Source organism: Nocardia sp. NPDC004654 (assembly GCF_040609595.1).
Lineage (GTDB): Bacteria > Actinomycetota > Actinomycetes > Mycobacteriales > Mycobacteriaceae > Nocardia.
Genome location: NZ_JBEXKI010000006.1, coordinates 499,421 through 520,549, shown reverse-complemented (window position 1 = coordinate 520,549; position 21,129 = coordinate 499,421). Strand labels below are relative to the sequence as shown.

At 68.3% G+C, this 21,129-nt stretch carries 25 protein-coding genes; 8 read left to right on the top strand and 17 right to left on the bottom strand.

Annotation, left to right across the window (positions count from 1 at the left end; all coding sequences use genetic code 11):
- The first annotated feature begins 68 nt into the window (after window positions 1-68).
- Window positions 69-644, top strand: a complete 576-nt coding sequence (locus ABZV58_RS22940) for a Uma2 family endonuclease (protein WP_355002170.1) — start codon at window positions 69-71, stop codon at window positions 642-644.
- A gap of 135 nt (window positions 645-779) precedes the next feature.
- Here the strand turns inward: ABZV58_RS22940 and ABZV58_RS22935 are convergent, their stop codons facing one another.
- The 4 genes from ABZV58_RS22935 to ABZV58_RS22920 all read right to left on the bottom strand — a co-directional run bounded on the left by ABZV58_RS22935 (window position 780) and on the right by ABZV58_RS22920 (window position 2,950).
- Window positions 780-989, bottom strand: coding sequence for a hypothetical protein (locus tag ABZV58_RS22935; RefSeq protein ID WP_355002169.1), 210 nt, complete (start codon window positions 987-989; stop codon window positions 780-782).
- Between the two features lie 262 nt (window positions 990-1,251).
- Window positions 1,252-1,857: an ATPase gene (locus tag ABZV58_RS22930; RefSeq protein WP_355002168.1), complete on the bottom strand. Its 606-nt coding sequence runs from the start codon at window positions 1,855-1,857 to the stop codon at window positions 1,252-1,254.
- Entirely contained in the window at window positions 1,854-2,396 is a 543-nt protein-coding gene (locus ABZV58_RS22925; protein ID WP_355002167.1) for a DUF1772 domain-containing protein, read from the bottom strand. The genes ABZV58_RS22930 and ABZV58_RS22925 overlap by 4 nt, the downstream gene beginning before the upstream one ends.
- Entirely contained in the window at window positions 2,393-2,950 is a 558-nt protein-coding gene (locus tag ABZV58_RS22920) for a peroxiredoxin-like family protein (RefSeq protein WP_355002166.1), read from the bottom strand. Before ABZV58_RS22920 ends, ABZV58_RS22925 begins: the two co-directional genes overlap by 4 nt.
- A 70-nt stretch (window positions 2,951-3,020) precedes the next feature.
- Here ABZV58_RS22920 and ABZV58_RS22915 point away from each other — a divergent pair, with 70 nt between their 5' ends.
- Window positions 3,021-3,635 carry a TetR/AcrR family transcriptional regulator C-terminal domain-containing protein gene (locus ABZV58_RS22915; RefSeq protein ID WP_355002165.1) on the top strand — a complete coding sequence of 205 codons (615 nt, stop codon included), beginning with the start codon at window positions 3,021-3,023 and terminating at the stop codon, window positions 3,633-3,635.
- Window positions 3,636-3,656: 21 nt separating this feature from the next.
- Here the strand turns inward: ABZV58_RS22915 and ABZV58_RS22910 are convergent, their stop codons facing one another.
- The gene (locus tag ABZV58_RS22910; RefSeq protein ID WP_355002164.1) at window positions 3,657-4,796 is read right to left on the bottom strand and encodes a GDSL-type esterase/lipase family protein; all 1,140 of its coding nucleotides are present in this window, start codon (window positions 4,794-4,796) and stop codon (window positions 3,657-3,659) included.
- A 109-nt stretch (window positions 4,797-4,905) separates the two neighbouring features.
- Between ABZV58_RS22910 and ABZV58_RS22905 the strand changes: the two genes are divergently transcribed.
- Complete coding sequence (locus ABZV58_RS22905) at window positions 4,906-5,370, top strand: MarR family transcriptional regulator (protein WP_355002163.1); 465 nt, start codon at window positions 4,906-4,908, stop codon at window positions 5,368-5,370.
- A gap of 4 nt (window positions 5,371-5,374) precedes the next feature.
- Here the strand turns inward: ABZV58_RS22905 and ABZV58_RS22900 are convergent, their stop codons facing one another.
- A complete protein-coding gene (locus ABZV58_RS22900) occupies window positions 5,375-6,025 on the bottom strand; it encodes a TetR/AcrR family transcriptional regulator C-terminal domain-containing protein (RefSeq protein WP_355002162.1) in 651 nt (216 codons plus the stop codon).
- 81 nt (window positions 6,026-6,106) lie between these two features.
- Here ABZV58_RS22900 and ABZV58_RS22895 point away from each other — a divergent pair, with 81 nt between their 5' ends.
- Both ABZV58_RS22895 and ABZV58_RS22890 read left to right on the top strand, forming a co-directional pair.
- Complete coding sequence (locus ABZV58_RS22895) at window positions 6,107-7,153, top strand: NAD(P)-dependent alcohol dehydrogenase (RefSeq protein ID WP_355002161.1); 1,047 nt, start codon at window positions 6,107-6,109, stop codon at window positions 7,151-7,153.
- A 252-nt stretch (window positions 7,154-7,405) separates the two neighbouring features.
- Entirely contained in the window at window positions 7,406-7,942 is a 537-nt protein-coding gene (locus tag ABZV58_RS22890) for an NUDIX hydrolase (RefSeq protein ID WP_355002160.1), read from the top strand.
- On the opposite strand, the gene ABZV58_RS22885 is transcribed toward ABZV58_RS22890, so the two are convergent.
- Together ABZV58_RS22885 and ABZV58_RS22880 are read right to left on the bottom strand one after the other, a co-directional pair.
- Entirely contained in the window at window positions 7,926-8,174 is a 249-nt protein-coding gene (locus tag ABZV58_RS22885) for a hypothetical protein (RefSeq protein WP_355002159.1), read from the bottom strand. The two genes, ABZV58_RS22890 and ABZV58_RS22885, sit on opposite strands and share 17 nt — an antisense overlap.
- Window positions 8,175-8,222: 48 nt before the next feature.
- Complete coding sequence (locus tag ABZV58_RS22880; protein WP_355002158.1) at window positions 8,223-9,173, bottom strand: YafY family protein; 951 nt, start codon at window positions 9,171-9,173, stop codon at window positions 8,223-8,225.
- A 63-nt stretch (window positions 9,174-9,236) separates the two neighbouring features.
- Between ABZV58_RS22880 and ABZV58_RS22875 the strand changes: the two genes are divergently transcribed.
- Complete coding sequence (locus tag ABZV58_RS22875) at window positions 9,237-10,391, top strand: epoxide hydrolase family protein (protein ID WP_355002157.1); 1,155 nt, start codon at window positions 9,237-9,239, stop codon at window positions 10,389-10,391.
- Window positions 10,392-10,554: 163 nt separating this feature from the next.
- Window positions 10,555-10,707 carry a hypothetical protein gene (locus ABZV58_RS22870; RefSeq protein ID WP_169810847.1) on the top strand — a complete coding sequence of 51 codons (153 nt, stop codon included), beginning with the start codon at window positions 10,555-10,557 and terminating at the stop codon, window positions 10,705-10,707.
- 5 nt (window positions 10,708-10,712) lie between these two features.
- Here ABZV58_RS22870 and ABZV58_RS22865 read toward each other — a convergent pair whose 3' ends face one another.
- The 4 genes from ABZV58_RS22865 to ABZV58_RS22850 all read right to left on the bottom strand — a co-directional run bounded on the left by ABZV58_RS22865 (window position 10,713) and on the right by ABZV58_RS22850 (window position 15,712).
- A complete protein-coding gene (locus ABZV58_RS22865; protein WP_355002228.1) occupies window positions 10,713-12,674 on the bottom strand; it encodes a 5-oxoprolinase/urea amidolyase family protein in 1,962 nt (653 codons plus the stop codon).
- Between the two features lie 50 nt (window positions 12,675-12,724).
- Window positions 12,725-13,345 carry an urea amidolyase associated protein UAAP2 gene (locus tag ABZV58_RS22860; protein ID WP_355002156.1) on the bottom strand — a complete coding sequence of 207 codons (621 nt, stop codon included), beginning with the start codon at window positions 13,343-13,345 and terminating at the stop codon, window positions 12,725-12,727.
- Window positions 13,342-14,103, bottom strand: coding sequence for a DUF1989 domain-containing protein (locus tag ABZV58_RS22855; protein WP_355002155.1), 762 nt, complete (start codon window positions 14,101-14,103; stop codon window positions 13,342-13,344). The genes ABZV58_RS22860 and ABZV58_RS22855 overlap by 4 nt, the downstream gene beginning before the upstream one ends.
- Before the next feature lie 67 nt (window positions 14,104-14,170).
- Window positions 14,171-15,712, bottom strand: a complete 1,542-nt coding sequence (locus ABZV58_RS22850; protein ID WP_355002154.1) for an amino acid permease — start codon at window positions 15,710-15,712, stop codon at window positions 14,171-14,173.
- A gap of 211 nt (window positions 15,713-15,923) precedes the next feature.
- Here ABZV58_RS22850 and ABZV58_RS22845 point away from each other — a divergent pair, with 211 nt between their 5' ends.
- Complete coding sequence (locus ABZV58_RS22845; RefSeq protein ID WP_355002153.1) at window positions 15,924-16,592, top strand: helix-turn-helix domain-containing protein; 669 nt, start codon at window positions 15,924-15,926, stop codon at window positions 16,590-16,592.
- Window positions 16,593-16,602: 10 nt separating this feature from the next.
- On the opposite strand, the gene ABZV58_RS22840 is transcribed toward ABZV58_RS22845, so the two are convergent.
- From ABZV58_RS22840 to ABZV58_RS22820, 5 genes are all read right to left on the bottom strand, one after another.
- Complete coding sequence (locus ABZV58_RS22840; RefSeq protein ID WP_355002227.1) at window positions 16,603-18,081, bottom strand: TerD family protein; 1,479 nt, start codon at window positions 18,079-18,081, stop codon at window positions 16,603-16,605.
- An 86-nt stretch (window positions 18,082-18,167) separates the two neighbouring features.
- Window positions 18,168-18,698, bottom strand: coding sequence for a hypothetical protein (locus tag ABZV58_RS22835; RefSeq protein ID WP_355002152.1), 531 nt, complete (start codon window positions 18,696-18,698; stop codon window positions 18,168-18,170).
- Between the two features lie 174 nt (window positions 18,699-18,872).
- A complete protein-coding gene (locus tag ABZV58_RS22830) occupies window positions 18,873-19,673 on the bottom strand; it encodes a family 1 encapsulin nanocompartment shell protein (RefSeq protein WP_355002151.1) in 801 nt (266 codons plus the stop codon).
- Window positions 19,670-20,704 carry a Dyp-type peroxidase gene (locus tag ABZV58_RS22825; protein WP_355002150.1) on the bottom strand — a complete coding sequence of 345 codons (1,035 nt, stop codon included), beginning with the start codon at window positions 20,702-20,704 and terminating at the stop codon, window positions 19,670-19,672. The genes ABZV58_RS22830 and ABZV58_RS22825 overlap by 4 nt, the downstream gene beginning before the upstream one ends.
- A 63-nt stretch (window positions 20,705-20,767) precedes the next feature.
- Window positions 20,768-21,094 (bottom strand): LuxR family transcriptional regulator, encoded by a 327-nt coding sequence (locus ABZV58_RS22820; RefSeq protein WP_067784180.1) that lies wholly within the window; start codon window positions 21,092-21,094, stop codon window positions 20,768-20,770.
- Window positions 21,095-21,129: the final 35 nt, after the last annotated feature.

Genomic DNA, 21,129 nt, shown 5'->3' with positions numbered 1-21,129 from the left:
CTCATCTGTGCTGGACTGGGAAACGTCGATTTCTACGGAGGGGTTTACCGGCGGGGTGGAGGTGATTCATGGCGATGCCGGGTCGGGGCTCCGACGGTTGGACGGTTGCCGATCTCGACCGCATGCCTGAGAACGGGCTTCGGTATGAGGTACTGAACGGTCAGCTCGTTGTAAGCGCGCCTCCGAGGCTGCGCGATCAGCGGTTGATCAAGCGGCTCGATCGTGCGCTCGAGGATGCCAAGCCGGACGGCTTCGAGGTGCTGCCCGGCGTTGGGGTCCTGGTCGGCGAGGACGAGCCCATCCCTGATTTGATCGTGGTCACCGGCCCGATCGACTGGGACGGTCGGGGGATTCCCGTCGAGCAGGTTCAGCTCGCCGTCGAAGTGGTCTCCAAATCGACCACGTTGCAGGACCGCATGGTGAAGCCGGTCCTGTACGCCGAGGCGGGCATTCCGAACTATTGGCGCTTCGAGCTGAACGCTTTCAAAGGACAACTGCCGGGCGAGTCGTTGCCGGTGGCGTTCGTCCACTCCCTCGGCGGCGATCGCAGCTACGAGCCGACACATCGGATCCCCGCCGGTGAGAAGGTCACCGTGCGAACGCCTTTCGAATTCACCCTCGATCCCGCCGCGCTCTTGCCGTGAATCCGATCTCACGGAGGGCGGTGCGGTCGAGCACGGCAGCTCCTGGGTCCGGTTGGGGCGCCACGTTATGAGCGCCGCGTGGCACGGACGGGCCCGATCCCGCCCGTGCCGTCGACCGGTCTACGTGCCGGGATCCTAGGCGCAGCTGTAGGCGGAGCCGCAGCGCAGGAGGCGCAGGATCGGGTCGAGGACGGCGCTGCCCGACGACACTCCGCCGGGGGCGGGCTCGCCGGGCGCGACCACCGGGGCGGGGGTGATCGGCTCCGCGAGCGCCGGACCTGCGGTGAGGACTGCGCCGAAAGCCAGTGCGGCGACGCCTGCGCCGAGCAGCTTGGTGAACGACATGGTGAATCCTTTGTTCAATTCTGTAGTTGCTGTTGCGGCTCGCAGTCTCGCATATTTGACCAATCGGTCGCAATAGATCGATTGCGCGTAAAGTGAAGCGCACCAAGGAATTCGAACCCGAAGGGTTGCTCTTCGGGTGCGGGATCTCGGCGGGCGGCGCTGCGACGAGACGGCAGCGCTCGCGAATCCGACGCCTGCGCCCACGAATCGAGCCGAAGCCCGCCGCCGGTTCTTCGGCGGCAGCCGTCGAGGCGGTCGGGGGTCATGCGGAGATGGCGTGTTCTTCGGCGAAGAGTTTGCGGCAGGCGGGGGCGCAAAAGGCGTAGTCGGTGCCGTTGTGGGTCAGGGTCAGGTCGGCGGTGGCCAGTTCGACGGTCATGCCGCAGACCGGGTCGATGACGAAACCTTCCGGCGCTTCGCGGGTTTCGCCGGAGTTGCGGTAGTCGTCGGTCAGCAGTTCGGTGAGTTCGGTGCTGGTGAGGGTGCGGCCGAGGGTGGCGAGGCCGCGTTCGCGTAGGCCGACGATTTGGACGACGCAGTGCGGTTCGCGGGTGAGGCGATCCGGGTCGGGCTCGGTCGCGGCGATCGCCCCGGTGATCATCGGCACGACGTGGTCGGCGAATTGCGGGTTGTTGCTCCACGCACCGGGGACGGTGAGGCGGACGAGGTAGCGCGGTGCGGCGGGGCCGCCGGTGGCCCACACTTCCGGCTCCCGGACGAGCACGTGGGTGAGTTCGCGGGCCTTGTCCAGTACCGCGTCCGGCGCGCTGTCCTCGGTGGTCAGCGCGTGCAGGATGCGTTCGGCGAGCGCCTGTTTCCGCTCGGCATCGAGAACGCCTGGGGAGACGAACAATTCGATGGTCATCATGGGCGTGTTCCCTTCTCGGTGAAATGCGGGATGGTGAGCAGGACGATCAGCGCGAAGGCCAGCAGCGCGCAGCCGGTGCGGGCGAAATGGAATGCCTCCCAACGGCCGAGCATCTCGGCGTAGTCGGCGGGTGGCCCCTCGATCGCCCAGCGCTTGATGTGCTGGTTGATCGGCACATTGCCGAAGCGCGTGATCAAGAAGGACGAGAAGGCCAGCGCCGCAGCGGCTCCGGCAGTCCATCGCTGCCTGCCGGAAGCGCGCACGGCGAGCACCGCGCAGCTCACGATGGTCAGCCCCATCAGCGACTGCATGACGAATCCGTTGACCTGCATCAGCGCGGTGTGGAAGGTGAAGCGGACATCGAGCGGAACCTCACGAAAGGCGTAGAGCACGTTGACCGCTCCGTATCCGAACGCACCAGCGAGCAGTCCGCCGGACAGCAGCGCGCACGCTCCGGCGAGTCGGGGCCGAGGAGACGGGGCCGGGACCGGATCTCGCCGTGTGGCGCCCGGCGCACGCGGCCGGATGAGCGGGCTCATCGAAGCTGCCTCGAGGGCGCCAGCGCCAGCAGTTCGTCGACCGACCACTGGTCGTAGACGTGCGTGCCGTGCTTGGAAGCCAGGACGCGGCCGTCGGGGGCGATGAGGAAATCCGCGGGCAGGCCGAGCGGGCCGCCGTCGGGCCGGGACGGGGGAGCGGGGCGGTCGCGGCGCGATGCGGCGCGCAGGTCGTGCGCGACGGCGCGGGCGATGGCGGGCCAGCCGCGCGGATCGAGCAGCGCGCGCGGCGACGATTCGACGCCGAACTCGCGGTACAGCACCCGATCCGGGTCGGCGATCACGTCGAGGGGCAGTTCGTCGGTGTACTTGCGCAGTTCGTCCGCGTGCGAGTGGAAGACGATCACCTCGCGGATGTTCGCGGCGGTGATCTCGTGCTGGCGGACCACGATCGAACGTAGGTGCATGTTGCACACGGGACAGCCCGCGAAGCGGCGGAATTGCAGGTGGACGCGGCAATCGGGATCCGGGATCGGCACCTCGACGCCGGTGACGGTCCGCAAGTTTCGGGCGGCGATGGAAGTCGGCAATGACATGGTCTCTCCTTTGTAGGTGTACTACGTACGCCTACGACCAGTATGCGCGTACCTTGTACGCTGTCAACCCATGCCACGTCCTCGTTCGCTGACCACCGACGATCTCGGGACCGCCGCCCTCGCCGTCATCGACCGCGACGGGCTCGACGGACTGACCATGCGGGCGATCGCGAAGGAACTGCGCATCGCCACCATGGGCCTGTATCGCTATGTCGCCGATCGGGATCAGCTGGAGGTCCTGGTGGTGGATCGGGTGCTGAGCGCCATGGAGACCGCGCCGCCGGAGGGTCCCGATTGGCGAGCCAGGGCGACGGTCCTGCTGACGCGGATGCGCGCCGCCGTCGCGGACCATCCCGCCGCGGTCCCGCTGATCCTGCGGCACCGCCAGTCCTCGGCGGCGTCGCTGCACTGGATGGAGGCCATGCTGACCGTGCTCACCGACGCGGGCTTCACCGGTTCCGAGCGGGTGATCGCGCAGCGCACGGTGGTCGGCTTCCTGCTCGGCTTCCTGCAGAGCGAGCACTACGCCTCGATCGCGGGCCCGGGCACCGCGACCATCGCCGCGCTGTCCACCGATGAATTCCCGCTGCTGGTGCAGACCGCGGGACAGGCGCGGACGATGTCCATCGACGACGAGTTCTACGGCGGCGTCGAGATCGTGCTGCGCGGTTTGGCGCCGCGCTGAATCCCGTTGCCGCCGTGGTCATCACCCGAATACGGCAGTGAGGTCGACGGCCTCGGCCATCGCCCGCGCGCCCGCGTCGTTGAGGTGCATGCCGTCACCGCTGTCGAAATCGGGCCGAATGTAGTCCGGTCGCTCCGGATCGGCGACGGCGCGGTCCACGTCGAACACCGAGTCGAAAATGTCCGTCCCGCGCAGCCATTCGTTCACCTCGCGCCGGGTGTCCAGGGTCTCGAAGACGGTCGGGCCTTCGTAGACGCAGCCCGCGTACGGGCCGATGGTGCCGACGTGGATGGTGAGCCCGGCGGCGTGCGCGCGGCGGGCCAGTTCGGTGAAGCCCTCGATGAGTTCCGCTGCGGTGGCAGGTGGCTGATCGCCCAGGCCGCCGAGGATCAGATCGTTGATGCCGAAGTGGACCAGGATGTGGCGCACGCCGGGGACGTCGCGGGCGTCGCGCTCGAACCGGTCCATGCCGCGTTCCCCGATCTCCGCGGTGAGCAGGCGGTTTCCGCCGATGCCCTGGTTCACCACCCAGCCGCGTGACAGGCGGTCGTTGAGCGCGTCCACCGAGCGGTGATTGGCGCCGATCGTGCTGCCGAAGCCCTCGAACCAGGAATCACCGAAAGCGACCGCGATTTCGGTCTCGGCCGGTGCGAGGACATCGACGCCGGTCACGAAGAACCTAGCGGGGATCACCTGCGACTCAGGCATTTCGATACTGCCCACGTGGTCACCCGTCGCGACGTAGGCGATTTCGGCGGGCATGTGCGAAAAGCTCGCGAGCCCTGTCGGTTCGGGGAGGTAGAGGCTCAGCAGCAGGTCGTCGCCCGCATCGACCGCGAGGTCGATCGGATCGCTGATCAGCTCGCCGCCCGCGGGTACGGTCACCCGCTCCGCGCCGTCGAAGCGAAGTGCGCGGTCGGTCTCCGGGACGATCTGGTCGGCGGTTTTGCGCAGTGCGACCCTGGCCGCGCCGACGACGAGCGGCGTCTGCCCGTAGCGGTTGGTCAGATGAACGCGGATCTGTTCGCCGCCGCCCGCGAGGTGCAGTACCTGGCGCAGCGTCTGATCGGCGAACTCGTGCGGTTCGGTGAGCTTGATCCGCTCGTAGGGGCTGATCACGGCCGAACGGAAGCCTGCGATCCAGGTGGTTTGCGGTGACATGAGCCCTCCAAGTGTTTGACGTGAGGAATATTGCGTATGCATAGATCTACTCCGAGATATTCCTCCTGTCAACTATCCGCGCGTCAACAATGTGCGGTAGGTTCGCATCATGGACCTCTTCGACGATCCGCGTCTCACCGCGATGGGCCTGATGTACGAGGCGCACGAGGGCCTGGTCGCCAAGATGGAGCCGACCTGGAAGGCGAACGGCCTCTCCGGCTTGGACATGAACGCCCTGCTGCGATTGAGCCGGTCCCCGCGGCGGCGGCTGCGCATGACGGACCTCGCGACGCAGACCTCGCTGTCGACCAGCGGCGTCACCCGCCTCGTCGATCGGCTGGCCTCGGCGGGATTGGTCGAGCGCGTCCTCGACCCGGCCGACCGCCGCAGCGCCCACGCGGTGCTGACCGACGCCGGAGCGCGCCGACTCGAACAGGTGCTGCCGGACTACCTCGACGCAGTACAGCGCTGGTTCACCGGACTCCTCACACCGGACCAGCTCGACGGCCTGACCACTGCGTTGCGGATCATCCGCGACGCCACCAACCCGTCCGCCACCGCCCGCACCGACTGACGGGCTACTCGTCGAGCAGGCGCTCTAGCCCGTCGAGGATCAGGTCGAGGCCGAACTCGAAGTCCGCGATGCCGTCGTGCTCGCCGTCGATGACGAGGTGGGTGAGCGCGTTCATGTGGGGGTGTGTCGTTTTCGGGATGCGTGGAAGGAAATGGGTTGCCGCCGCGATGTATTCGGACGGGTCGAGTGGAAAGGTCGACTCGCGCAGGGTGAATCCGTAGATGTGCCCGTCCATGGCGTTCCAGGCGCGGTCCGCCTGCTGGTAGGTGAAGCCCGCGGAGCGTAGGCAGCCGAGCGTGGCGTCGATGTAGCGCAGCATGGCCGGTCCGACGTTCACGCGTGAGCCGATCAGTCCGGTCGCCCAGGGGTGGCGGCGTAGCGCCTCGTGCGCGGAGACGGCGCGGGTGCGCAGCGCCGCCTTCCAATCTCCGCCGATTTCCGGCACCGCCATCTCGGCGACCACCAGATCCACGATCCCGTCGAGCAGGTCGTCCTTGTTCGCGACGTGGTTGTACAGCGACATCGCCTCCACGCCGAGGGCCTGGGCCAGCTTGCGCATCGACAGCGCGTCGAGCCCCTGCTCATCGGCGAGGCGGATGGCGGTGCGCAGCACGAGTTCGCGGGTGAGCCGGGCGCGGTCGGCGGGTTTGGGCATCAGCACTCCTTGACGGACTTACACCGTAAGCGTAGCGTTCGAGCCAACGCACTTACGGTGTAAGTAAAGGTGGTATCCGCAATGTCGAGTCCGCGCGCAGCGATCCCGGCCTCCGAGCGAGACGTCATGACGGCGGTCGTCGCGCCGCGCTACGGTTCCAGCGACGTCCTGCGCGTCGAGGAAGTGTCCAGGCCGACTCCCGCCGCCCACGAGGTTCTGGTTCGGGTCCGGGCGGCCGCCGTCGCGTCGGGTGATGTGCACCTGCTCACCGGCAGGCCGTACCTGATCCGGCTGATGGGTTTCGGTGTGCGCAAACCGAAGGATCCGGTGATCGGGCACGATCTGGCGGGCGAGGTCGTCGCGATCGGGTCCGCGGTCACGTCGTTCCGAGCCGGTGATCTCGTCTACGGCGCAACCCGTTTCGGGGCCTTCGCCGAGTACGTCTGCGTCGACGAGGCGACGCTCGCGCCGATGCCCGCTGGTCTCGGCTTCGAACAGGCTGCCGCCGTGCCGGATTCGGGCATGACCGCCCTACAGGGGCTGCGCGATGTCGGCGGGTTGCGCGCTGGGCAATCGGTGTTGATCAACGGGGCGTCCGGCGGTGTGGGCAGTTCCGCGGTGCAGATCGCCAAGGCGATGGGTGCACGGGTGACCGCGGTGTGCAGTACGCGCCACGTCGAGTTCGTGCGCGCACTCGGTGCCGATCGGGTAATCGACTACACCCGCGCCGATTTCGTCGAAGATGGCGAACGCTACGACGTCCTGCTCGATCTCGCGGGCAACCGCCGCCTCTCCGACTACCGCAAAGTGCTCGCGCCCGAGGGAGTCTTCGTATCTTCGGCCGGAGCCCCAGGTGGCGACTGGCTCGGCCCGGTGCTATGGATCGGAAAGGTCGTGGTGGCAAACCTTTTCGTCCGCCACACCTTACGGCCGCTGCTGATGAAGCCGCGGCGCGCCGACCTCGACTACCTGACCGAACTCGTGGAGAACGGAAAGCTGCGCCCGGCGATCGAACGCGAGTTCCCGCTGCGCGAAGCCCCCGCCGCGATCGCGCACGTCGCCGAAGGTCACGCGCAAGGCAAGACGGTGCTGATCGTCAGCCGGACAGGTGCTTCCGAACCTTCGTGAGATTCGCGCAGTGCTCGCAGCAACGCGAAGCGTTGTCGAAGGGCGGGCCGCGATCGGCCGCCTTGGTGATGTTCATGTGCCCACTGACCCCGATCCGCACCATCCAGCCCACTCCTATGCCGTCACCGCGACGAGCGGCCGCATGCGCTCCCGCACCTCGGCACCACCCCGACCTTCACGTATTGTCCGGTGCGGTTGTATACCTTGCCGAGCTCTTGGCCACGCGATCTGACATCAGGTTACGGTCGAGTGGTGAGCCGCACCCAGTGGACGATCCACAGTGAGACCGTCGTGGACGAGAACCGACACATCAAACTGTCGACCGTTGACGTCGAGCTGCCCGACGGCGTGAAGTTCACCCAGTACATCGCTCGGATGCCGCGCTGTGCGATGACGCTGGTGCTCAACGATCGACGCGAAGTTCTGTTGATGTACCGGCACCGCTTCATCATCGACCGCTGGGTGTGGGAACTGCCTGGCGGTTACGTCGATCAAGCAGAGGATGTCGCGCTGGCGGCGGCGCGCGAAGTCGAAGAGGAAACCGGCTGGCGTCCGAGGAGCATGGAACACCTTGTGACCTACCAACCGGCGATCGGCACCCTGGATCATCCGCAAGAGATCTACCTTGCCCGCGGCGCCGACGTGACCGACACGCAACCGGACATCAACGAGGCCGAGGACATCCGCTGGATACCGCTCGACGAGGCGGCACGGATGATCGAACGCGGTGAGATCGTCGGCGAGGCTACGGTCGTCGCGGTATACCGTCTGCTCAGTCTGCCCGCGTAGCGATGGCCAGCACGCGGTGCCGGAAGTCGGCGACGTCGGAAAGCTCGGCGTACGGCGTGAGCCGGTGCCGCAGCTCGCGCAGGTAAGTGAGGGTGCGCTGGGATTCCAGCCCGGCTGTGACCGCCAGGGCTTCTGATCCGACACGCACGGCTTCGTGCGGGTCTTCGGCGGCACGGGCCGAGGCCAGCAGACACAAATTGAACGAGCGGCCGCGGGTGTAGCCGTCGGACATGTCCAACGACTGGGTTGGCGATCGAAGTTCGGCGTGGGTGAGGGGAATTCAGGGCACGGCGTCGGCGAACCGAGTCGCCAGGATGCGCACGCGCTCGACGAGCTCGGGCGGTTCGTGTACCCGGAACGGGAAGTCGAACAGCGCAACGTAGATGGCGAGTTCGTCGAGCGAGTTCGAACCCGTTCGCAACAGGCAACTTTCGGTGTCGATCGGTTCGATGACGCCCACCGTCGGCGCGACGCGGTCGGCTGCCACCTCTGCGGGGACCAGCAGGGTGATACGGGCGGCGTAGCGGTAGGGGGAGGTCGTCACGCCCCGTGAGAGGTAGCCGGAGAGGTCCATGTCGGGCGCCTCGCGCGGTGTGAACTTCGGGCCGGTGGGGATGCGCGGGTGCATTCGGTCGACGCGGTAGGTGCGCCAGTCGCCGCGGTCGACGTCCCAGCCGATGAGATACCAGCGGCGGCCGGTGTGCGCGAGCCGGTGTGGCTCGGTGGTACGTGAAGTGCTGTCGCCCCGGTGGTTTCGGTAGTCGAAGCGTAGGCGGTGCTGGTCGCGGATGGCGGCGGCGACGGCGGTGAGCACGTCCGGGTCGACCGTGGCGCCCGCCGCGGGAACGGTGACCGTCACCGAGTGCAGCAGCTGCACGCGGTGCCGCAACCGCGAAGGCAGTACCTGCTCGAGCTTGGTGAGCGCGCGCAGCGAGCTGTCCTCGATCCCGGCGACGGTCCCACCCGCCGCGGTGCGCAGACCGATCGCGACGGCCACCGCCTCGTCGTCGTCCAGCAGCAGCGGCGGCAGCTTCGCGCCCGCCCCGAGCCGATAGCCCGCCACCCCGGCGCTGGCCTGCACCGGATAGCCGAGCGTGCGCAGCTTGTCGATGTCGCGGCGGACGGTGCGCACGTCCACCTCGAGACGCTCGGCCAGTTCGGCTCCGGTCCAGTCGCGCGGAGTTTGCAGCAAAGAGAGCAGGCGCAGCAGGCGGGCGGAGGTTTCCAACATGCCGAGAAGTCTGCCCGAAACCTAGGGCCAGGATTGTCCTAGGTGCCGCATATCGTCGTTCTCATGACCTTCGAGATCACCGAATTCCGCATCGACATCCCGCAGCGGCAACTCGACGACCTGCACCGACGGCTCGACGCGGTGCGCTGGCCCGATCCGCTGCCCGGCGACGACTGGGATACCGGCGTACCCACCGCCTGGCTGCGCTCGCTGGTCGAGTACTGGCGCACCGCCTACGACTGGCGGTCCGCCGAGCGCGAAATCAACGCGCATCCGCAGTTCCGTACCGAGATCGACGGACAGACCATCCATTTCCTGCACGTCCGTTCGCCGGAGCCGGACGCGCTTCCCTTGCTGCTCACGCACGGCTGGCCCGGTTCGGTGGTCGAATTCCTCGATCTGATCGGCCCGTTGACCGACCCGAGGGCGCACGGCGGCGATCCCGCCGACGCGTTCCACGTCGTCGTTCCCGCGCTGCCGGGATTCGGATTCTCCGGGCCGGTGCGCGAATCCGGTTGGACCATCGAACGCATCGCCCGAGCCTGGGCGGAACTGATGCGGCGGCTCGGCTACGACCGCTACGGCGTGCAGGGCGGCGACATCGGCGCGGCGGTCAGCCCCGAGGTCGGACGGGTCGCGCCGGATCGGGTGATCGGCGTGCACACCAATGGCGGGCTGGGCGGTTTCCCTCAGCTGCCGCTGTCGGAGAAGGAGTTCGCCGAGCTGACCGACCTGGAGCGTGATCGGATCCGCCGGATCGAGGCGTTCATGAACGAGGAATTCGGCTACATCGCGATCCAGTCCACCCGTCCGCAGGCGCTCGCCTACGGACTCACGGATTCGCCGGTCGGCCAATTGGCTTGGATCATGGACAAATTCCGCGAGTGGACGTACCCGCGGGCGGTGGAGCCGGACAAGATCATCGACCGGGATCGCCTGCTGACCAATGCGATGCTGTACTGGCTCACCGGCACAGCGGGTTCCGCGGCGTACGTGGGCTACGCACAGGACGCACCGTGGGGCGCCCCGAAGGTGAACTCCGGCGTGCCGACCGGCGTCATCGTATTCGCCCACGACGTCGCGATCCGGCGCTACGACGAGCGGGAGAACACCATCACCCGCTGGACCGACGTCGACCGCGGCGGGCACTTCGCCGCGCTGGAGGAACCGGAGCTGCTCACCGACGACGTCCGCGCGTTCTTCCGCGAGCTGCGCTGAAAGTCCACGACCGCGCCTTGTTCCGGTCTATCACTTCCGGAACAAGGCGGGCCATGTGCGGACTATCGGCGGACGCACCCGAGATCGGCGAAACGGTTTCCAGCAGAGCCGATTCAGGCGCACACTCGGAAGCGCAGGACCGCGGTGAGCAGGAGCGATCGCCATGACCGAACCGTTGCGGATGACGCAGGAACATCGAGAGGCCTTCTGGCGGCGCTGCGGCTGGTCACCCGAGCAATCCGAGGCCCAGCGCCGCGAGATCGAACAGCGCTGGGGCGACGAATGGATCGACATGGCCGAGTTGCTCGGCTGGTAACCGATTCACTCGGCGCTGAGCTCACCCGCCGCCCGCCACGATTCCCGCTCGGCGGCAAAGGCTTCCGCTTGCGTCGCGCGGAATCGGTCGATGGCGGCCGCGTTGTCGGCGAGGAACGCGCGGTACTCCGCGAGCCGGAACTCGCCGTCCTCCGCACGCACCTCCACCTCGCCTGCGGCGAAATCGGCTCGCATGTCGAGCAATTCTTCCGCGCTCACCGGATACCAGCTGATGCGGTCGAAATAGCGCAACAGCCAAGGCGTCTCGGTGGCGGCGTGGTTCCACACCTGGGTCGTGCGGCCGACGAACTGGTAGCCGCCCGGCCCTTCCATGCCGTAGACGCACAGGTAGGCGCCGCCGATTCCGACCGCGTTCTCCGGCGTCCAGGTGCGGGCCGGGTTGTACTTGGTGGTCACCAAGCGGTGGCGCGGATCAATCGGGGTGGCCACCGGCGCGCCGAGGTACACATCGCCGAGACCGAGCACCAGGTACTGCGCGCCGAAGACGGTGTCGTAGACGTCCTCGACCGTGGCCAGTCCGTTCATGCGGCGGATGAATTCGATGTTCCACGGGCACCACGGGGCGTCGGCGCGCACACCGTGCATGTAGCGGGTGATCGCCTCCCTGGTCGAGGGGTCGTCCCAGGACAGCGGCAAGTGCACAGTACGGCTCGGCACCACGAGCTCCGCGACGGCGGGTAACTCCCGCTCGGCCTCGGCGAGCAGATCCAACAGCTTCGGCACGGGCAGGACGTGCGGATCGACGCGAATCTGCAAGGACCGCACACCGGGGGTCAGCTCGACCACCCCGCGCGGATCCGCCGCGAGCAGGTGCTGGTGCAGCGCGTGCACACGGGCGCGCAGGCCGAGATCCAATGCCATCGCGCCATATTCGACGAGCACACCGTCGTCGCCCGCGCGGCGATACGTCACCCCGGTCTCGCCGTCCGCTTCGGCGCGGCGCAGCACGCCGTCGTCGCCGTCACCACCGGGGGAGAGCACCGAAGGCCACGAAGCCCGTCTACCGGGACCGAGATCGCGCAGCGACGCGGCGTGTTCGCGGCGCACCGGCACGAACCGCACCGCGTCGCCGGGACAGAGCTGGCCCAGCTTCCACCGATCCGCCGCGACCACCGTGACCGGGCAGACGAAACCGCCGAGGCTCGGACCGTCGGGACCGAGCAGGATCGGTGTGTCGCCGGTGAAATCCAGTGCGCCAACGGAATAGGGCGTGTCGTGGATATTGGACGGGTGCAGACCCGCTTCGCCGCCGTCGGTGCGTGCCCACTCCGGCTTGGGTCCGATCAGCCGCACGCCGGTGCGATCGGAGTTGAAGTGCACTTCGTAGTCGGTGCCGATGATGGTGTCGAAGTCGGCGCGGGTGAAGAACTCCGGTGCGCCGTGCGGTCCTTCCGTGACTGCTAGTTCCCAGCGCCTGGCCAGCACCGGTCGGTCGTCGGCCGGGACAGCGGTGGCGAGGGGAGCATGGGATGCCCCCAGGCGCAGCACTTCTCTTGCGCGCAGGGCGGTACCCGTGCTGCCCCCGAATCGCCCGAGCGTGAAAGTCGCGACGCTCCCGAGGTATTCGGGCAAGTCGATGCCGCCGGAGAGCAGCACATAGGTCCGCATTCCCGGCCCGTGAATCGCGCCGACCTCCAGCACGCCGCCGTCCGGCACCCGCACCGTCCGCCACTGCTCGACCGGCACGCCGTCCACCGTCACCTCTGCGGGCGCGCCCGTCACGCACACCCACGTGGCGGTGGCGAATCGCAGCGCGGGACCGGCGAGCGTGCATTCCAACCCCGCCGCACCCTCGGGATTGCCGAGCACCCGGTTGCCCAGCCGGAAGGAGAGGTCGTCCATCGGGCCGGATGGCGGAACGCCGACGTGCCAGTAGCCGACACGACCCGGCCAATCCTGCACGGTGACGAGCGTTCCCGGCCGCAGCACTTCGACGCGCGCGCGCACAGCGTCGGTGATGTCGGCTTCCGGCGTGCGGGCGGGCGCCTCGACGACCGTCATCGCGTGACCACCATGCGCACGGGCGTCGGGTCGAAGCCGTTGCAGGGGTTGTTGATTTGCGGACAGTTGGAGACCAGCACGAGCGTGTCGACCTCGGCCCGCAGGGTGACCTTCTTGCCGGGAGCCGACAACCCGTCCACGATGCCGAGAGTTCCGTCCGGCTCCACCGGGACGTTCATGAACCAGTTGATGTTCGAGACGAGATCTCGTTTGCCCAGACCCCATTTCATCGCCTCGGCGAGGAAGTTCTCCACGCAGGCGTGCTGGTGGCGGGTGTGGTGCCCGTAGCGGAGGGTGTTGGATTCCCGTGAGCACGCGCCCGCGATGGTGTCGTGGTTGCCGACCTCGTCGGCGAGCACCGTCATCAGCGAGGTGCCCGCGTCGGTCAACAGGACGCTGCCGGTGGTCAGGAAGATGTTGCGCTGGGCGACGATGGTGGCCTGGGCGCTGTAGCGGTCGGCGTGGTCGGCGGCGGAGTAGAGCAGGCAGTCGACCGCCTGATTGCCGTGCAGATCGATGATCTCCCACTGATCGCCCGCACGGACGATCGTCGACCACGGCGCGCAGGCGGGCACGGTCTCGTCGAGCACGATGGCGCGGGACAGGGTCGAGGTCATGCCGTCGCCTCCAGGGTCATGGCCGTCCAGGCCGCTTCGGTGTTCTGCACGGCCCGTAGGTATTCCGGGTCGCTGTTGTGGGTCGTGACCAGATCCTCGGGCGCGGACCAGGCGACGACATCGAGATCGGTGGTGGCGCGCTCGTCGAGCGGGTGCGCGGCATTGGCCACCAGCAGCACCGCGGGCAGGTGGACGAGCAGATCAACCGACGATCCGGCGGCCGCGCTGCCGGTGGCGACGAGCGCGCCGTCGGCCGCCACCCGGACGCCGCGGAAGAACGAGACGCTCGGCGCGATATCGCGTGCCGCCAAGCCTTGTTTGGCCCCCGCGAGACGCAGCAGCCCGCGGGCTTCGGGGGTGGGTCCGCAGAGCGTGTCGTGGTGTCCGGAATTGTCGGCCAGCACGGTGGCCAGCACTCGGCCCTGATCGGTGAGCAGCGGGTGACCCGTCGAAAGATACGCCTGCCACGGCACTTTCACGGTGTCGGCCACGTTCAGCCGCTCCCACGGCGCATCGGCGCGGAGCAGAAGCATGTGGGCGCAGGCGGATCCGGCCGGGTCGCTCAGCCGGACGCGGGTGCCTCGACCCAGAACGACATTGGCGTAGCCGCTCGGCGGAATGCGTTGCGACCAAGTGACCTTGGCGGACGGCACGTCGGAGGGAAGGTCCGGGGCCGCGAGAGTCGCGGCCGCGGCTTGGGCGCGGGCGTGGGAGCGCGCGGCCTCGGTGGAAGCGGTTCCCGTGGGGGACTCGGTCATGGTGTTCCCTTTTCGAGTGATCCGTGCGCGGCGGTCGGCAGAACCGCCGCGCACGGCATGGATGTGGTCAGGCCGGTTGGACGGCGGGTTCGCCGCTCGTCTCGGCGCGCGGAACGGCGACGACGAACCGGTGCACAACCGCGCCGACTGCCGCCACCGTGAGCACGAACAGCGGTGCGGCCCAGAGCATCCACCAGCCACCACCGTGCGGCGTGTAGACCTCGGCGCGCGGCCAGGCCAGATTGATCGCCATGGCGACGCCCCACACCACCGCGAGCGCGTTGATCGGAATGCCGAAGCGGCCCAAGCTGAACAGCGATTCGTCGGTGGCCTCCACGGTGCGCCCCCAGCCCTTCAGCCGCCGGATCAGCAGCGGAACAGTGACCAGCAGATAGGCCACGTACAGCGAGACGATGCAGACGCTGGCGAGGGTCGCGAAGATCGCGGCGTTGCCGAGATTGACCATCAGCAGGGCGATACCGAGCAGGCCGATCACCACGGCCGGCAGCACGGGCGTGCCGTACCGGGGATGCACCGCGGCGAGCCGCCGGGCGAAGGGCAGTTTGCCGTCGCGGGCCATGGAGAACATCAACCGTGAGCCCGCGGTCTGAATCGCCAAGGTGCACACCATGATCGCGATGGCGACGCAGCCGAGCAGGACCTTGCCCGCCGGGCTGTCCAGCTTCGAGGTGAGCACGTAGGCGAGACCCTCGGTGGCCAGCGCGCCGTCGGTCAGGCTCGGGGCAGCCATCAGCGCGCCGAGCAGCATGAGCCCGCCGCCGAGCGCGGACACCGACAGCGCGGTCAGGATGGTGCGCGGAGCGACCCGGCGCGGGTTCTTCGTCTCCTCGGAAAGCTCACCGGCGGAATCGAATCCGACCATCACGTAGGCGGCCATCAGACCGGAGACCAGGAACGCGGCCCAGTACGGCCCCGGCGCGGCCTGATCGGTCTGCAACACGACGCCGGGTCCGCGCTCGCTGTTCACGAAGAACAGGCCGATGATCGCGGCGATGCCGACGATCTCGATGGTGACGCCGATGGAGTTGATCTTCGCCATCAAATCGATGCCGATGACGTTGATCGTCGTGGTGACGACGAGCAGGACGCTGCCGAGCAGCACCGCGTTGGTCGCGCCCGACGCGGAGGTGAGCGCGGTGTCCTCACCGACGATCTGGAAACCGCTCCAGATCGTCGGCAGCACCACCTGTAGCGCGATGGCGGCCGCAGCAGCGGTGACGATCTGTGCGATGACCATCATCCAGCCCGCGAACCAGCCGACGAGCTCGCCGCCCAGCCGCCGCGACCACTGGTAGATACAGCCGGAGAGCGGGTAGCGGGCGGCCAGTTCGGCGAAGTTCAGTGCGACCAGGAACTGTCCGGCGAAGACGATCGGCCAAGTCCAGAAGAAGGCGGCGCCGCCGAACGAATAGCCGAAGCCGAAGAACTGGAAGATCGTGGTGAGGATCGAGACGAACGAGAAGCCCGCCGCGAACGAGGCGTAGCGGCCCAGTTTGCGGTGCAGCACCGGCCGATAGCCGAAACTGGCGAGGTCTGCGCTGTCGACGTTGGCGTCGGAGGATGGGGGCGGAACGACTGTTGTGGCCATGGGCGGGGTCCTTCGGCGTGCGGCCAATACCTATCGCATGACAGTTTTGCGCTCACGATCGCGATTTCGGTGTCCGCCGTGTATCGCTTGCGGCAACGCTGGTAACTTCTGCGTTGCCCGAGTTTCTATCAAGTGACAGAAACCTCTCCGTCGGGTGACGGCCGCAGACGGCCCGACCGCCGCTGTCGGTCGTCAGTGCCAGAATGGGCACGTGGCAAACCCCGGTCCCGGCCGTCCCCGTCTGGAACAGCGACCCCGTCGCGGCCATACGCCGCGCGCCGAAATCCTGGACGCGGCAGGCGAACTGTTCACCACCAAGGGCTACGCCAATACGTCCACGAGGGCGGTGGCCGACGCCGTCGGCATCCGCCAGGCCTCGCTGTACCACCATTTCGCCGCCAAAGACGACATCCTCGACGCACTGCTCACCGAAACCATCGCCACGCCACTGGAACTCGCCGAGCGGCTGCGCGCCGAAGCGGAACCCGCGCCGACCCGGCTCTACGCGCTGGCCTGGTACGACGTGCGCCAGCTCTGCGCGGCGCGCTGGAATCTCGGTGCGCTGTACCTGCTTCCCGAGCTGCGCACCAAGCGCTTCGCGGCGTTCCGCCTTCGTCGCGACGAATTACGCGGGCACTACGAGACACTGGCCGAGGCCGTGATCGAAGGCGCGGGCGCGGCGGGGATTCCGGGCGCGGAGGTCCTGCCGTTCCGGCTCGTGGAGACGGTGATCAGCATCCGGTCCGACGAGGGCAGCGCGCCCGCCTACGCCGAGCAGACCATTCCGGACGCCGCGCTGCGCATGCTCGGCTGGAACGGGGACCTGGAGGAGGCGCGCGACGACGCGGCCGTCCTGCTGGAACGCCTCGCCGTGCACTGAGACGGGCGGGTCAGCCCTTGCCGCGACCCGCCTTGAAACCGAAGTCCCAGTTGTACATTCGCGCGATCTCCATGACACCCGCGCCGGGCCTGCCCGCGGGCGGCCGGATGAAGGTGCCCTCGCGGCGGACCACCAGCTCGCCGTTGATGTTCTCGATGTGCGCGAGCACCGCGTCCCGCGAGTCGTCCATGCAGCCGTCGAGTGTCATCTCGATCGGCGGGCAGTTCAACGGGTACAGCGTCGCGGTGGCTTGGACGCCGCGGAAATCGTTGGCGCCCTCGTAGATCGAGGTGAACACCAGAATACGACGGAACTGCGCGGTGAAATCCAGGTTGATGTCCAGGTTCTCGCCGGTGGCGCTGCCGCCCGTGCGGTCGTCCTGATCCAGCCGGATGAACGGCGGGCGGTCCAGCGCGCCGAACGAGCGGTCCAGTGCGCGCACCGAACCGATGCGGCCGTCGGCCAGCTCGAAGAAGCAGCTGAGGTCCAGATCCAGTCCGCCGCTGCCGCGCCGCCTGCCGAACAGGCCGCCGCCGCGGTGGGATTGGCTGGTCCAGTTCAGGTTCACCCGCATGGTGCCGCCGGTGGCACCCTGCTTGGTCAGCGAGACCGAGGGCGCTTCCTTGGTGAGCGAGATCTTGCTCATGTTCACCGGCGCGCCACCGCCCTGCGGAGGCGGCGGGGGCGCGTACTGCTGCTGCGGTGGCGGCGGTGCGTACTGCGGCTGGGGCGGGGGCGGGGGCGGTGCGTACTGCTGCTGCGCGAATTGCGGTGGCGGCGGAGCGTATTGCGGCTGCGGCGGCGGTGCGTACTGCTGCTGCGGCGGAGCGTACGGCTGCTGCTGGGGCGGCGCGTATTGCTGCGGCGGCGGCGCGAACTGCTGGGCCGGCGAGGGCGGCGGGGTCTGCTGGGCCGGCGAGGGCGGCGGGGTCTGCTGGGCGGGCGGCGCGGACTGCTGGGCCGCGGGCGCCGGATCGTCGTCGACGGAGATGCCGAAATCGGTGGCCAGTCCCGCCAACCCGGAGGCATAACCCTGACCCACCGCGCGGAACTTCCACGCGCCCTGTCGGCGGTACAGCTCGCCGAGCACGAACGCCGTCTCGGTGGTGGCGCCGGTGCTGTCGAAGCGCGCCACCTCGGCGCCGTTCGCGGCGTCCAGCACCCGCACGTAGAGACCCTGGAACTGGCCGAAGGTGCCGCCGTCGGAGGACGCCGCGATGACAACGGTCTCGACCTGCGGTTCGACCTGCGCCAGCTGCACCGACAGCACGTCGAGCACCGTCGGGCCCTGCTGTTTGCCCTCGTGCCGGACGGCGCCCGACGGGTGCAGCGGCTGGTTGTAGAAAACGAAGTCGTTGTCGGAGCGGACCTTACCGCCGACCAGCAACAGGGCCGAGGCATCCGCGTCCGGGATTCCAGGACCCGACTGCCACCCCAGCTCGATGCGGACCGCGGACATCGGCACCGCAACATTGGCGCCCTTCATCATCGACACAGCAGTCAACGTATACGACGCGGGCGGTGCTCGTCATCCGTGTTCGGCGCCACGGCGGAGAACAGTTCGTCCCGGGCGATTCAGCGCGTCGGCGGCGCGATCTTCCAGTGCGCGTTGAGCGCACCGGCGATCTCCGGCAACACGGTCACCGGTACCCGCTTGTGGCGCAACATCTCCCGGATCTGCTTGACCTGATCGCGTTTGCGCAGGTCGTACGCGCCGGAGACCGGCCGGACCACCGGCGGGATGGACAACAGCACCAGCTCGCCGTGCCGCTCGTCGCCGCCCGACAGATCGAGCGCGAGCGACCAGCGCGCCCGCTCGTCCAGCGTGAAGCGGCCCGCGACCACCCGGTCCCAATCGATGCTCGACTCCGCCCACGGCGTGCGGCGATAGATGGCGCCCTCGGTGAGCACGATCGCGTCGCGCCCGAAGAGCGCCACCAGGAGCCCGATACCCGCGACCGCGCCCGCGAGCAGGCCGGTGAACACGCGATTCAGTCCGAAACCGGTGACGATCGCCGCGCATACGAGGACGGTCACCGCGATGCCGAACATGCCGTAGAGCATCGCTCGCCGAGTCGGGACCACACCCGCGCGCACCATCGTCATACCGTCGCACCTCCTCGCAACTACGGGCTCACCGTACCCGCCGCACCACCGGCCTTCCCCGCGGCCGACGTTGCGCCCTTGCCACACGGGTACCACACGGTTCACATAGCTGGTGCCTATGTGGACCGTGTGGAACTTCTGTGGCAGGACCCCGGAGGTGGTGGGGTGGGGGTGTCAGGCGCGTAGGGCGACTGCCGCTTCTGCGGTGTGGACCAGGAATTGCAGGCTCTGCTGGAAGTACAGGCGCACCGACTCGGCGTCGTGCGAGAGGTAGCCGATGGACAGGTCCTGGCCGAGGCTCAGGTCGAAGTCGCCGCCGCGGGTGGTCAGCACGAACGCGCCGTCGATGGCCGGGGCCCAGATGATCTCGCCCTCGGGAATCAGGCGCTCGATGTGGGTGCGGATCATGTGCCCGTGGTCGGAGGTCTCGCTCACGGCGGTGTACAGGTCGGCGCTCAGCAGCACCGAGTACGGTCCGTCGACACCGGCCAGGCGCAGCGCGCTCAGCGCCTGGGCGACGGCCTCCGGGACCAGGCGCGGATCCTCGGGCAGCTGGATCGGCTCGTTCGACGAGCTCGCGCGGATACCGGTGATGCTCGCCCCGGCGTAGCCCTCGAAGATGGCGCGGTCCTCGGCGAAGGCGATGCGCCGCGCGGCCTCCTTGACCGGATCCAGATCGGTGTCCTTGGCGCCGCGCTCGACGTTGTCGAGTTCCTCGCGGGAGAGCGTGAACGGCACCCGGAGCTCCACCAGCGGCGCGACGACGCGCTGGCGCGCCTGCACGCCCTCGTCCGGCGCGGCGATCGGGGTGGTGCGGCCGAGGCCGACGGCGGAGTAGTCGGTGCCGTGCGGGCCGGACACGTCGACCACCCGGCGGCCCGCGATGTGCCGCTTGAAGGTGCGGGTCGCCTCTTCCTCGATCGCCGTCCATGCCTCGGAGGTGATCGGCGCGAGTTCGCGATGGAGGTTGTTCACGGGGTGCTCCTTTTCAACGTGCCGATACCGAGTGAGCCGTCGCCCGCCACGGCGGACATATCAACGTCGTTGCGCGGCAGAGATTCCGCGCTGGTCTCCGCGTCCGGTGGCGGCGGCAGCTCGTCGAAGAAGTCCAGCGGCGGCGCGAAGAACAGCGTGCCGGTGACCGCGACCGAGAAATCCAGAATCCGGTCGTAGGCCGCTTCTTCGGTGCCCTCGAACATCCGCGAGAGCATGGTCTCGGTGACGCTCGGGGTGGCCGCGTAGGCGATGTAGTAGGTGCCGAACTGGCCCTCGCGCACGCTGCCGAAGGGCATGTTGGCGCGCACGATCTGGCGTTCGGTGCCGTCCGCGTCGACCACGGTGTTCACCGCGACGTGCGAATCGGCGGGCTTGTCCTCGTCGGAGAGCTCGAAATCGTCCAGCTTGGTGCGGCCGATGATCTTCTCCTGCTGCTCGACCGTCAGCGCGCGCCACTCGTCCAGCGGATGCAGATATTTCTGCACCACAACGTAACTGCCACCGGCGAATTCGAGATCCTCGTCGCCGACCAGCGCGGCGCCGATCGCGGCCGTGCCCTCGGGATTCTCGGTGCCGTCCACGAAACCGAGCAGATCGCGCTGCTCGAAATACCGGAAGCCGACGGTCTCGTCGACGATGGTCGCCGCGCCTGCGAGCCGGTCGCCGATCACCATGGCCAGCTCGAAGCAGGCGTCGTGCACCTCGGACCTGATGTGGAACAGCAGATCGCCCGGCGTCGACGGCGCCCGATGGTGTTCGCCGACGAACTCGCGCAGCGGATGCAGCTCGGCCGGACGCGGCCCGGCGAACAGGCGATCCCACGCGTCCGAGCCGATCGAGGTGACACAGCTCAACCCGGCGCCGGGCAGCCGGAAACCGACCGAACGGCGCAAACCGGGCATATCGGCGAGCAGCTCGCGCACCGTCGCTTCGCCACCCTCGTCGATGGTGGCGACGAGGAAGATCGCGGCCGGTGTGAGCGGTTCGAGGATCGGCTGCGGCTCACCCATGATCAACAGAGTAGTGGTGCCGTCCGACCGGGTCCGTCGAGACCCGGACCGGATGGCGCTCGCTCACTTCGCGACAGTCAGCAGGAACGCGACGTCGTCGACCGCCTTCACGCTGTGCCGCGCCTTCGGGACGACGAGCAGGTCGCCCGCCGAGCCCTTCCATTCGTTCGCGCCGCTGATCAGGGTGAGGGTGCCGGTGAGCACCAGCAGGGTGGCGTCGCCCGCGTTGTCGTGTTCGGCCAGGCTCTGGCCCGCCGTGAGGCCGACGACGGTCTGGCGCAGCGTATGGGCGTGGCCGCCGTAGATGGTCTGCGAGCTGCGCCCGCTGGTGGCAGTTGCGGCCAATTTCAATTGCTGTCGAGCGACCGCGGTCAGGGATTTCTTGTCCATGGACTGCCTTTCGCGTCACATCCGCCGGTGCAGGG

What these genes read in the sequence shown, in the direction of transcription:
- ABZV58_RS22940 (WP_355002170.1), top strand. Translation starts at nt 69, where the DNA reads ATGGCGATGCCGGGTCGGGGCTCCGACGGTTGGACGGTTGCCGATCTC.
- ABZV58_RS22935 (WP_355002169.1), bottom strand. Translation starts at nt 989, where the DNA reads ATGTCGTTCACCAAGCTGCTCGGCGCAGGCGTCGCCGCACTGGCTTTC.
- ABZV58_RS22930 (WP_355002168.1), bottom strand. Translation starts at nt 1,857, where the DNA reads ATGATGACCATCGAATTGTTCGTCTCCCCAGGCGTTCTCGATGCCGAG.
- ABZV58_RS22925 (WP_355002167.1), bottom strand. Translation starts at nt 2,396, where the DNA reads ATGAGCCCGCTCATCCGGCCGCGTGCGCCGGGCGCCACACGGCGAGAT.
- ABZV58_RS22920 (WP_355002166.1), bottom strand. Translation starts at nt 2,950, where the DNA reads ATGTCATTGCCGACTTCCATCGCCGCCCGAAACTTGCGGACCGTCACC.
- ABZV58_RS22915 (WP_355002165.1), top strand. Translation starts at nt 3,021, where the DNA reads ATGCCACGTCCTCGTTCGCTGACCACCGACGATCTCGGGACCGCCGCC.
- ABZV58_RS22910 (WP_355002164.1), bottom strand. Translation starts at nt 4,796, where the DNA reads ATGTCACCGCAAACCACCTGGATCGCAGGCTTCCGTTCGGCCGTGATC.
- ABZV58_RS22905 (WP_355002163.1), top strand. Translation starts at nt 4,906, where the DNA reads ATGGACCTCTTCGACGATCCGCGTCTCACCGCGATGGGCCTGATGTAC.
- ABZV58_RS22900 (WP_355002162.1), bottom strand. Translation starts at nt 6,025, where the DNA reads ATGCCCAAACCCGCCGACCGCGCCCGGCTCACCCGCGAACTCGTGCTG.
- ABZV58_RS22895 (WP_355002161.1), top strand. Translation starts at nt 6,107, where the DNA reads ATGTCGAGTCCGCGCGCAGCGATCCCGGCCTCCGAGCGAGACGTCATG.
- ABZV58_RS22885 (WP_355002159.1), bottom strand. Translation starts at nt 8,174, where the DNA reads ATGTCCGACGGCTACACCCGCGGCCGCTCGTTCAATTTGTGTCTGCTG.
- ABZV58_RS22880 (WP_355002158.1), bottom strand. Translation starts at nt 9,173, where the DNA reads ATGTTGGAAACCTCCGCCCGCCTGCTGCGCCTGCTCTCTTTGCTGCAA.
- ABZV58_RS22875 (WP_355002157.1), top strand. Translation starts at nt 9,237, where the DNA reads ATGACCTTCGAGATCACCGAATTCCGCATCGACATCCCGCAGCGGCAA.
- ABZV58_RS22870 (WP_169810847.1), top strand. Translation starts at nt 10,555, where the DNA reads ATGACCGAACCGTTGCGGATGACGCAGGAACATCGAGAGGCCTTCTGG.
- ABZV58_RS22860 (WP_355002156.1), bottom strand. Translation starts at nt 13,345, where the DNA reads ATGACCTCGACCCTGTCCCGCGCCATCGTGCTCGACGAGACCGTGCCC.
- ABZV58_RS22855 (WP_355002155.1), bottom strand. Translation starts at nt 14,103, where the DNA reads ATGACCGAGTCCCCCACGGGAACCGCTTCCACCGAGGCCGCGCGCTCC.
- ABZV58_RS22850 (WP_355002154.1), bottom strand. Translation starts at nt 15,712, where the DNA reads ATGGCCACAACAGTCGTTCCGCCCCCATCCTCCGACGCCAACGTCGAC.
- ABZV58_RS22840 (WP_355002227.1), bottom strand. Translation starts at nt 18,081, where the DNA reads ATGATGAAGGGCGCCAATGTTGCGGTGCCGATGTCCGCGGTCCGCATC.
- ABZV58_RS22835 (WP_355002152.1), bottom strand. Translation starts at nt 18,698, where the DNA reads ATGACGATGGTGCGCGCGGGTGTGGTCCCGACTCGGCGAGCGATGCTC.
- ABZV58_RS22825 (WP_355002150.1), bottom strand. Translation starts at nt 20,704, where the DNA reads ATGGGTGAGCCGCAGCCGATCCTCGAACCGCTCACACCGGCCGCGATC.
- ABZV58_RS22820 (WP_067784180.1), bottom strand. Translation starts at nt 21,094, where the DNA reads ATGGACAAGAAATCCCTGACCGCGGTCGCTCGACAGCAATTGAAATTG.